Here is a 10,124-nt window from a genome sequence, read left to right as displayed (position 1 = left end):
AGCTATCTTTTTATGAAGATCTAATTTTAATTTTCTGATTTGATACTTCTGATTTTAAACCCTTCCTTTCAAAAAATCCTGCCTGACTTCTTCATCAAACTTCTCAATCGCATAACGCAAAGCGGTTCTGGGCATTTGCTTATAATTCTTTTTCAAAAACTCGTATTCAACCTCGTAATCTTGATTCCCAATTTCACGGAGCATCCAACCCACTGCTTTATGCATAAGGTCATGTGGATGATCTAAAAATTTCTTCGCTAATTTTAAAGCGTCTTCATACTTCCCCCTTTTGATCCAATAATAGGTAGAAACCATCGCCACACGCTGAGTCCAAAGGTGATCTTTTGCTGCGAGCTCGTAAAAAAGAGATTTATCTCGATTTAGATAATAATGCCCCAAAATATGATGGCAGGAAGTATCGACTAAATCCCAATTGTTTACCCAATGGAGGTGGTCAAGATAAAAGTCAACCAGAATTTTTCTTTCCTCATCGGTTTTTAATTTTTCATACATATAAACCAAAGTCAACACTCCGGTGAGCCTGACTTCATGAAAAGAATCAGTGATCAGTATTTCTATTTCATTAAGGCTGATTTCTTGATAAACTGACTTTGCTATTTTCCTTTGATCAGGAACTTTCACTCCTAAAAACTTATCTCCTTCTCCATATTCACCGGGTCCAGATTTGAAAAACCTTGGAAAAAAAGCGGCTTTTTCCGGGATAGCTTTATCCTCCAAGGCCAATTTGATTTGTTCAACAAGTAATGTCATTCACCAAGTTAAAGATTCGATCCTAAAAATCATCTCCCATATCATCCCCGCCATCTCTCCTACTTCTTTCCGCTCCTTTTTCTTTAAATCCACCGAATCTGATGGTAAATGAAAGTGTACCAATTCTGGATTCTCTTTGAAATTTGCGGTACTGAGTAAAGCAACATTTGTAAATTTCAATTCCGAATCATCCCCTGCATCATGAACTTTACCATGTAGTCTTACTTCTTGTGCAAATAAATCGAAGGAAAATATACAAAGTAAAATGACAATAAAGGAAGGCATCAGGCCGCGCACAAGGATAAGTTGGTTAGGATGGATAGAAAAGTAAGTATTAAAATATAAAGGCTTAATAATCAAAATTATACTTTAAACCTATAAATTTATATACCGGATTTATTAGTGGTTTGTTTTCAAATAACCCATTGCTTGGTGGTTAGACATATCTCTAGATGAGTCCCCAAATTATTTTATGAACGGGGTTAAAATCTTATTAAAAAGCTAAATTTTGAGTTCAAAAAATGAATCGAAAAAAAGTAATTGGTTGAATTAAGTATCTTACAAAATGAATCGAATTCTATTGTTCACTGGCTTTTTAATTTGCTTTCTAAACCCTTTTTTCAGTGCATTATCCCAAGTTAAATCCGCAATAAATTCCAAACTTTCAGAATTAATCAATCAATATGAAGATTTAGACAATTCAGCCGGTCTTCAAGACTCTCTTTTACTTGAAATTATTTTTCAAGCAGAAAAAGAAGGGAATTTTGAAGAAATGACTAAAAGAGCTATCGAGGCTTTTAGAAGAAATAATTCTGAAATATTTTCATATACTGAAAAGAAAAAATTGCTTCAAAAGACCTTATCACATGAGGACAAATTGATTGAAACCACTACTCGAGGTGAGCTACATTTAAAAATGGCCGGAGCTTATTTTAATCTTGAGCAATTTGATTCCGCAATCATGGAATATACACGTGCAATTGAAATATTTGAGCCAAAAGATTCCGTATTGATCGCAGACACATACTTTTTTAGAGGTCAGGGTAAGGATTATATAGGGGATATGATTGGGAGCATGAAGGATTATCAAACTGCCTTAAATATCTATGAATCTTTAGACGACGATGAATATGTGGGTTATGTGTATGGAGGAATGGCGATATTATTTAGTAAATATGAAATTTTTAATGAGGCTGAGAAAATAAGAAACATCCTTATTGCTAAAGATGAGGTCGATGGAAATAATCAAAATCTTGCTATTCAGCTTTACAATCAAGCCGAGGATTATCAAAAGCAAGGCCGTTTCGAAGATCAACTAAAATATCTTCAAAGGGCAAATTCTTTGACACCATTTGAAGAAAGAAATCTTTATGTAGAGGCTATGATTAAGCTTTCACTCAGTAACTATTACGGAGAACAAGGCCAGATAGAATTTCAAAGAAAATATTTCAAAGAAGCAGAGTTACTGGCCAAAAATAATCCTGAAATAGAGCATACAAATCCAACATTCTTACATGCAAAAGCTTTGATGGCAAAAAGTATGGGTGATATGACCCTTGCGAATCAATTAGCAAATGAATCTTTGGAAGCAGCTATTGAGTCAAAAAATATGGATCATTTAATCAAAGCCTATTCAATTTTATCAGAAACATATTCAAAGCTTAATAATCCAAAAAAAGCTCTTGAAGCAATAAAAGATCAAAACTTTTATAAAGATTCAATTTTTACTGCCAACCGGGCGACCACCTTTTCGTATTATCAGGCATTATATGAAACAGAAAAAAAAGAGCGGGAACTTTTGGTAAAAACGGGTGAAATTGAGTCTATTAAAACCACAAATACAGCTCGACTTCGTTTAGTTGGGATAGGGGTTTTCTTTCTAATCGCCATCAGTGTTTCTTTATTTCTATGGAAAAATTTACAGCATCAAAAGAAACAAAAAGAGCTTCAATCTAAATTTTCGCAGGAATTGTTAAAAAATCAAGAAGACGAACGAATCAGAATTTCCAAAGATTTACATGACGGATTGGGTCAAAGTTTACTTTTGATCAAGAACAAAGTTGCCTTAACCAAAGATAATGATGCTGGAGAAATGCTGGATACTGCTATCAGTGAACTTCGGGCAATAGCAAGATCTCTGCACCCAATGCAATTAGAAAAATTAGGTTTAAGCAAAGCAGCTGAACATTTATTGGAACAAATCGATACTGAAACTGACATTTTTGTTTCCTCGGAGATAGAAGACCTAAAAGGAATAATAGATAAGAAATCAGAATTACAACTTTATCGAATCCTTCAAGAATCAATTAATAATGTGCTGAAACATTCTGAAGCGAGTGCATTAAGGGTTACATTCCAAAAAATTGGACAAAGAGTGGAGCTAAAAATTGAAGACAATGGAAAAGGGTTTGACTTTTCTGAAAAATTAAATGACTTTCAAAGTCTAGGACTCAAAACATTAAAGGAAAGGATTTCTGCTATTGAAGGGAGTATGAAAGTAATTAGTCAAAAAGGGAACGGAACAAGCTTAATTTTCATCACTTATGTCTAAACCTACCGTAATCATTGCAGATGATCATCCTCTTTTATTGAAAGGATTAAAAGATTTTCTGATTGAAAATGAAATTGATGTGTTGGCAATAGCCCATGATGGGAAAGAAGCTCTGGATAATATAGTTAATCTACGTCCACAATTAGCAATTTTAGATTTAGAAATGCCTCATCTCACTGGTTTGGAAATAGCCGCCGAATGCAAAAAACAAAAGATTCAAACTAAGATAATTCTACTTACTTTACATAAAGAGCTTTATCTATACCACCAAGCAAAAGAATTAAATTTATCTGGATATATCCTTAAAGAGTTTGCTTTGGGTGAACTGTCAAAAGCAATTGAAACTGTATTAAAAGGAAATAATTTTTTTAGTGAAAAAATCTTTGAAAACAAAGAATCCAATAATTTGAATTCTGATCAAACCCAGCTTACACCATCTGAGAAAAAAATCCTTCGCCTGATAGCTGAAGGTCTTTCTACTAAAAATATAGCTGAGAAATTATTTATTGCAGAAAGAACCGTTGATAAACACAGAAGTAATATGATTTCTAAGCTTAACCTAGAAAAAAAACACAATTCCTTGCTTTTGTGGGCTCAAAAGAACCGCGAAATAATTAACTAAAAATTCGTTTTTTTGTATTTCAAAGGATAAAATAGGTATTAATACGTATTGAATTGCCCTACTTTTTAATATAGCTTTGACTCAATCAATCTATATAAACCAACTTTTTGAACCATGAAAATCACATCTCCAAAAGGCAATTTTAAAATAATCCAAACCATAAAAAATCGTGATGAATTACTCATCCTTGGATCTTGGAATGACATCATTAGTCAATTTGAAAGCGACCGAACTTTTCTTGTAAATAAGTCCGAAGGATTATTTGGGATTTATCTCAGCAAAAAAGAATGCAATCAATTTATAAATCAGCTGATGATGTCAATTGATTATAATGAATGGGAAGACTTTAGAATGGAAGAGGTTTCTTCTTTCAAAAGGTATATAGCGTAAGGGTGATTATTTTTTTATAAACAACTTGAGCGCTGTGCGGATTAATAAATCCACAGTTTTTTCAGGCTCTTTATCAAATTCACTTTTATTTCTATTTGCAATTATCGCGTTCAAACTTAAAACTTCATGGCCCAACAATGCCCCTAGGGCATAATATCCTGCTGTTTCCATTTCGAAGTTGGTAAGTTTTTCTCGAGAAATTTCCAAAGAAGAAAGTTTTTCAAGCATGTTATCAATTTTTGGCTTTACCCTAACTGCTCTTCCCTGAGGCGCATAAAAACCTGGACAAGTCAGCGTAATTCCCTTGAGAAAACTAGAATCAAGTTTATTTAATAATTTTTGACTTGCTTCGGTCTGATAAGGATAAAAGTCTAAGTTGAGTTCTTTCTTTATAGAATTCCCCCAATCTTGGGAATTCGAAAGATTCGGATAAAATTGCATCAGTGTATCCAATCCTATTGCTTTTGTTGAAGCAAGAAGACTACCTACTGGAATATCAGATTGCATGGCACCTGATGTGCCTAATCTTATAATTTGAAGGGACTTCGGAGTAGGATTAACTTGTCTGGATTCCAAATTTATATTTACCAAGGCATCCAACTCGGTCATCAGAATCTCAATATTGTCAGTTCCCATCCCGGTACTCATTACGGTTACCCTTGTATCTCCAATTCTTCCGGTATGAGTTACAAATTCTCTCTTTTGCGTTTTGAATTCAATTTCATCAAAGTATTGGGAAACTAATTGAACCCTGTCAGGATCTCCTACAGTAAAAACAAGAGAAGCCAGATTTTCTGGCTTCAAATGTAGATGATAGACGCTTCCGTCAGCGTTCAAAATAAGTTCGGATTCAGGAATCACTTGTCTCACATTATTAGTGGGTAATTTGATCTTTAATTTTAAAGCGTTTCAAACCTTTATATGGATTATAGCCATTGGTGTTTTTCTGATAATAACCTGTACCATCATAAGGTCTTTTTTCTGGATTTTCTTTGCATTCAATCGAACAAGCACCTTCCATTTTCCAGCCACATTCCTCACACATAGGAATATGTGCGTTACAAGATTGATTAGCACAATTGACCATTCTATCTGAATGAGTTCCACAAACATGACAAGTAGAAATAACCATCGGATTTACTTTATTAACATCCACAGCTATTCTATTATCAAAAACATAACACTTCCCTTCAAAATCTTCCCCTCCAGCTTCCATTCCATATTTAATAATACCTCCATGAAGCTGATACACGTCCTCAAATCCTTGCTCTAACAAAAAAGCAGATGCTTTCTCGCATTTAATTCCACCGGTACAATAAGTCAAGACTTTCTTGTTTTTTAAGTGTTCCAACTCTTTTACCTTTTCAGGAAAATCACGGAAGTTATCAATATCCAAAGTTAAAGCATTCTTAAATCTACCTAATTCATGCTCGTAATTTGATCGAACATCAAGAATGACAACATCTTCCTGATCTTTTAATTTTTTAAATTCAACAGGATCTAAGTGCTTTCCGGTTTTTACATTCGGATCCAAATGCCTCAAAGCTGAGTGAACGATCTCAGGTTTGTATCTTACATGAATTTTGGTAAAGGCATGCTTGTCATGTTCGTCAATTTTAAACTCAGTTTTTGCAAATCTTGAATCAGCATGTATATAATTCATATACTTTTGACAGTCTTCTTTAAGACCTGAAACAGTACCGTTTAAGCCTTCATCAGAGATGATAATTCTACCTCTGATGTTATTCTCTACGCAAAAGAGATGATGTTGCTCTCTGTACTCTTCAGGATTTTCTATCCTTGCGTAACAGTAATACAGGAGAATGTTAAAATTATTGTTTTCCATAACTAGAGCCCTGTTTCGGCAGGGTGTTTGGGGTTTTAAGAAATACTATCCAGATAATTTCAGGACAAATTAGAGTTTGAAAATAATAAAATTCAGAACAGAATTTAAGATTTAATTTTCGCAGCTGGATTACCGAATACAGTTTCATTCGCTCCAACCGATGAAATCACTACTGAACCTGCACCAACCCTGGCATTTTTACCAATACTTACTCCAGAAACAATAGTTACTCCTGAGCCAATAAATGCTCCTTCTTCAATATTAACTTCAGAATTGATAATGGAGCCTGCTCCTACTTGGACGAAATCCCCAAGTTTTGCTTTATGATCTATAATCGCTCCTGAATGTATTATGCAATGTTGACCAATTTCTGCTCCAGTTCCGATCATTACTTTTGCGTTGATAAAATTACCATGACCAATCACAGCATCTGAAGAAACATATGCAGTTTGGTGAATGGCATTTATTGGCTGAACTTTTCTTCGCTCATTTAATAACTCCACTAAAAATTTTCTGTATTTGACATCATCTACAGCTACAAATGCCTCTGCTTTCTGTCCTATCAATTTCAGGAAACCGTCATCTTCAGGATTTCCCAAGACTGTAACTGTGTTGATTTCAGTTCCGTGCATGCTCTCATCTTCTTCGAGAAACCCGTAGACTATGACTTCATTGCTGTTAAATATTTCAAGAGCTGGATGAGCAATCCCTTTTGCTCCCAAAATAATTACTGGTTTTTCCATGTTTTTATGCTTTTCGGAGTGCAAAAGTACGGGAAATCATATGCTTACGCAAAGTTCACTCACTTTCTCTTTTAATCAGACTTTGGGCAACTTTGCATTGTAGACATTTTTTGGGTTGACAGTAATTTTTATACAGCCCTATCATACCCTGAGAATCAAAAGAATTAGCCGGGATCCAAATTGCGTTTTGAAACTTTTTTATGATATGATTCTTTTCAGCTGCAACTTCCTGAAGTAAATCAAAGCACCTTTCCTGCCACTCCAATTGTTGAAAATATCTACCATAGGCAAACCAAATTGGAATCACGAAATTGATAATCAAGAGTTGCAAAACAGTATCTGAAATTCCATTTGATACTTTTCTATCGGAAGATTTCCCAAAGGAATAATGAAACTGCCAATAGTCACTAGGCTGGATCTGCAAAAGCTTTTTGAAGGATTTAAAATCTCTTGAATCCTCCATTATCGCCCTGAGTAAATTTGGAGCATTGGATAAAATTGATGCTAATTGAGCAATTCTAAGTGTTGGAAAATTACTTGGTCTTACTCCCATAAATGACCATTGTTGACGAATCATCTGGTTTTCCCAATTATATTTCTTTCTGAAAAATTCATATTCCTTGATTAAATATTGGACATATGGTTCTTTAGATTCTGAGGGTAATAAACCGGACTGGCCAAATAAAAATGACTCCAAAAGCGGCAATTTATCCCGATGTTTTAAAAGTGTTTTATAGGGGATTTTAACTGCTAATTCTCCCATTGAATTGGCATTGGTCTTAAAACCAAAACTGATAAAAAGCCATTGATAGCAAGTCTCCTCCCAATCTCCTTTACTTTTTTCTAGTAATCCTAAAATCAGCTCAGATTTTTCTTGAAGTCGTTCGACTAACGCTTTTTCCAAAGTCGAGAACCTGATAATATCTGGAACTTGGCTCACAGCATGAAAGCAGGGTAAATCAGATTTATAATCCAGAAGTCTCTCATAATTTCTCCAGATATTCAAAAATATCTTTCCTTTCAACTCCACCGTAGGCATCAAAGTGCCATCATTTCTGTATACAGGTTTATCATTTTCCCAAACCACATGTAGTATCACAGAATTATATGCTGGGTCACCTCCATGGGCATGTAATTTCCAATCAGATGCAAACTTATGCACCTCCACATGGCCATAAAGATCTACTCCGTCAACTATGATTTTTGAATCTAGAAAATCAGGTCCTTCTCCTTGATTATGAAAACCGACTTGAATAACCTGAACATTCTCTCCATTTGATGTTTGAAAGTTTCTTTTGTCAAAGTATTGAAACTTCCAGACGAGTTGTAAAAAGTCTTCTCTGAAATTCATAAAAATATTACCTAAAGAATTCTTCAATGTAAGAAAAAGTTTAAAAACAAAAAAGCCAGTTTAAACTGACTTTAGGAAATATTTAAAATCAATATTTATCTCAAATATTTATCTAATAAACCATCCATATCCTGCTGAAGATTTAAGGCTTCTTTCCTAGCAGCTCGGCCAAAATCTTTTCCACCAGATGCATATATAATTCCTCGACTAGAATTTACTAATAGTCCACAGGTTGAATTCATTCCAAACCTAGCAACATCCGTTAAACTCCCTCCTTGAGCTCCGACTCCCGGAACTAATAAAAAATGCTCCGGCACCATTTTTCTAACTTCTCCAATCAGTTCTCCGCGAGTTGCACCAACCACATACATCATGTTTTCAGGGCTACCCCATTTTTGACTTTTCTCTAATACAGACTGGTATAATGGCTTTCCGTCTTGGTCTTTTATCAATTGAAAATCCATAGAACCAGAATTCGAAGTTAAAGCGAGCAGAATAACCCATTTATTTTCAAAATTTAAAAAAGGAGTAACACTATCCACTCCCATATATGGAGCTACAGTCACTGAGTCAAAATCCATTTTCTCAAAGAACGCCCTAGCATATAGCATTGAAGTATTTCCTATATCTCCTCTTTTTGCATCGGCAATCGTAAAAATGTTTTTAGGTATGAGCTCGTTGATTTTTTGAAGAGTTTCCCAGCCTTGAGGGCCTAATGCTTCAAAAAAAGCAATATTGGGTTTGAAAGCCACTGCAAAATCCGAAGTTTGTTCTATTATCTCCTTGCAGAAAGTGAAAATCGGGTCTTTTTCTGTCTTAAGATGACTTGGAATTTTTTCGATATCTGCATCTAAACCCACACATAAAAAGGATGATTTTTTCTGAATTTCTGAGAAAAGTTCGGCTTTGGTCATTGTCTTTAAGATTTTGGCAAAGGTAAGAAAATGATTTTTGTCGAAAATTTAATTTTCAGCTTTTGGAGCCTCATATTTGATAAAGGCGCCACATAAAGAGACCAACGCAGATATTAAAAAGAAGATTAAACTAAAGGCCACAGCTGTAGCTTCATCTATCCCAACATAGGTATGAGCATAAACAAAAACTAACTCACGGGCCCCAACGCCTCCTATAGTCAAAGGTAAAGCAGCTACTATCGATGATAACAGAAACACCAATTGATAAGCTAGGATATTTTCGGTAATGCCTAAACTCCATAAAATAAATAGAGCACAAACTATTTGGGCCAATTGTCCAGCTAATGACCAAGTATTTGCAGACCAAAAAGAGGGAAGAAAGTCCTTAAAAAAATACTTTTGAACCAACCAAAATATTGGTATTGTCATAACTATTCCAGCAACCATCAATCCATTCCATAAAGATGTTTCGAAGAAGCTAACTTGAATATCTACCAAAAGAAATAGGCCAAAAAGCAAAAAAATAATTGCTACTAAGCCACCCAAACGATCAAGTAAAGAAGCTTGGATCAGTTTTTTTACCGGAGTTTTAAATTGCTTATTAAGAAGGTAAACTTTATACCCGTCACCACCAATTCCCCCTGGGAGAAAGAGGTTATAAAACATACCGATGAGATAAAGCTTGAGATTGAGTCTTTCAGAAATTAATAAATCAATAGTCCTGAAATACCTGTTTAAACGAAATGCTGTAAATACTTTACTTAAAGTAAAAAAAATCAATACTGGAACCAGCCAAATCCATTGAAGAGACTTTGCTATTTCCCACAATTGGTCTGAATCAATTTTCCGGAAAACAAGAAAAACAGCTAAGCCTGTCAAAAGAAGCTTTAGTATAGTTTTAAACTTATCGCCAATTCTAATTGATTTTATTTCCAA

The 10,124-nt window shown here is 34.6% G+C and carries 11 protein-coding genes; 3 read left to right on the top strand and 8 right to left on the bottom strand.

Annotation, left to right across the window (positions count from 1 at the left end):
- Window positions 1–54: 54 nt before the first annotated feature.
- Together Q0L68_RS11350 and Q0L68_RS11345 are read right to left on the bottom strand one after the other, a co-directional pair.
- On the bottom strand, window positions 55–771 hold the full coding sequence (locus Q0L68_RS11350) for a DNA alkylation repair protein (RefSeq protein ID WP_296703035.1): 717 nt from the start codon (window positions 769–771) through the stop codon (window positions 55–57).
- Window positions 772–1,056, bottom strand: coding sequence for a hypothetical protein (locus Q0L68_RS11345; RefSeq protein ID WP_296703034.1), 285 nt, complete (start codon window positions 1,054–1,056; stop codon window positions 772–774).
- A 280-nt stretch (window positions 1,057–1,336) separates the two neighbouring features.
- Here Q0L68_RS11345 and Q0L68_RS11340 point away from each other — a divergent pair, with 280 nt between their 5' ends.
- The 3 genes from Q0L68_RS11340 to Q0L68_RS11330 all read left to right on the top strand — a co-directional run bounded on the left by Q0L68_RS11340 (window position 1,337) and on the right by Q0L68_RS11330 (window position 4,334).
- Window positions 1,337–3,322, top strand: a complete 1,986-nt coding sequence (locus Q0L68_RS11340; RefSeq protein ID WP_296703032.1) for a sensor histidine kinase — start codon at window positions 1,337–1,339, stop codon at window positions 3,320–3,322.
- A complete protein-coding gene (locus tag Q0L68_RS11335; RefSeq protein WP_296703030.1) occupies window positions 3,315–3,944 on the top strand; it encodes a response regulator transcription factor in 630 nt (209 codons plus the stop codon). The genes Q0L68_RS11340 and Q0L68_RS11335 overlap by 8 nt, the downstream gene beginning before the upstream one ends.
- A gap of 114 nt (window positions 3,945–4,058) precedes the next feature.
- Complete coding sequence (locus tag Q0L68_RS11330; RefSeq protein ID WP_296703027.1) at window positions 4,059–4,334, top strand: hypothetical protein; 276 nt, start codon at window positions 4,059–4,061, stop codon at window positions 4,332–4,334.
- 6 nt (window positions 4,335–4,340) lie between these two features.
- Here Q0L68_RS11330 and Q0L68_RS11325 read toward each other — a convergent pair whose 3' ends face one another.
- The 6 genes from Q0L68_RS11325 to Q0L68_RS11300 all read right to left on the bottom strand — a co-directional run bounded on the left by Q0L68_RS11325 (window position 4,341) and on the right by Q0L68_RS11300 (window position 10,124).
- A complete protein-coding gene (locus Q0L68_RS11325; protein ID WP_296703026.1) occupies window positions 4,341–5,204 on the bottom strand; it encodes a nucleoside phosphorylase in 864 nt (287 codons plus the stop codon).
- A 4-nt stretch (window positions 5,205–5,208) separates the two neighbouring features.
- Window positions 5,209–6,180, bottom strand: coding sequence for a rhodanese-related sulfurtransferase (locus Q0L68_RS11320; protein ID WP_296703024.1), 972 nt, complete (start codon window positions 6,178–6,180; stop codon window positions 5,209–5,211).
- A gap of 104 nt (window positions 6,181–6,284) precedes the next feature.
- Window positions 6,285–6,923, bottom strand: coding sequence for an acetyltransferase (locus Q0L68_RS11315; protein ID WP_296703022.1), 639 nt, complete (start codon window positions 6,921–6,923; stop codon window positions 6,285–6,287).
- Window positions 6,924–6,978: 55 nt separating this feature from the next.
- Window positions 6,979–8,274 carry a DUF2851 family protein gene (locus Q0L68_RS11310; protein WP_296703020.1) on the bottom strand — a complete coding sequence of 432 codons (1,296 nt, stop codon included), beginning with the start codon at window positions 8,272–8,274 and terminating at the stop codon, window positions 6,979–6,981.
- A gap of 95 nt (window positions 8,275–8,369) precedes the next feature.
- Window positions 8,370–9,188 carry an orotidine-5'-phosphate decarboxylase gene (pyrF, locus tag Q0L68_RS11305; protein ID WP_296703018.1) on the bottom strand — a complete coding sequence of 273 codons (819 nt, stop codon included), beginning with the start codon at window positions 9,186–9,188 and terminating at the stop codon, window positions 8,370–8,372.
- 48 nt (window positions 9,189–9,236) lie between these two features.
- Window positions 9,237–10,124 carry a lysylphosphatidylglycerol synthase transmembrane domain-containing protein gene (locus Q0L68_RS11300; RefSeq protein WP_296703017.1) on the bottom strand — a complete coding sequence of 296 codons (888 nt, stop codon included), beginning with the start codon at window positions 10,122–10,124 and terminating at the stop codon, window positions 9,237–9,239.

This window comes from Algoriphagus sp., assembly GCF_024642405.1.
Classification (GTDB): domain Bacteria; phylum Bacteroidota; class Bacteroidia; order Cytophagales; family Cyclobacteriaceae; genus Algoriphagus.
The sequence above is the reverse complement of the archived record's forward strand: the minus strand, read 5'-3'. Positions and strand labels throughout refer to the sequence as shown.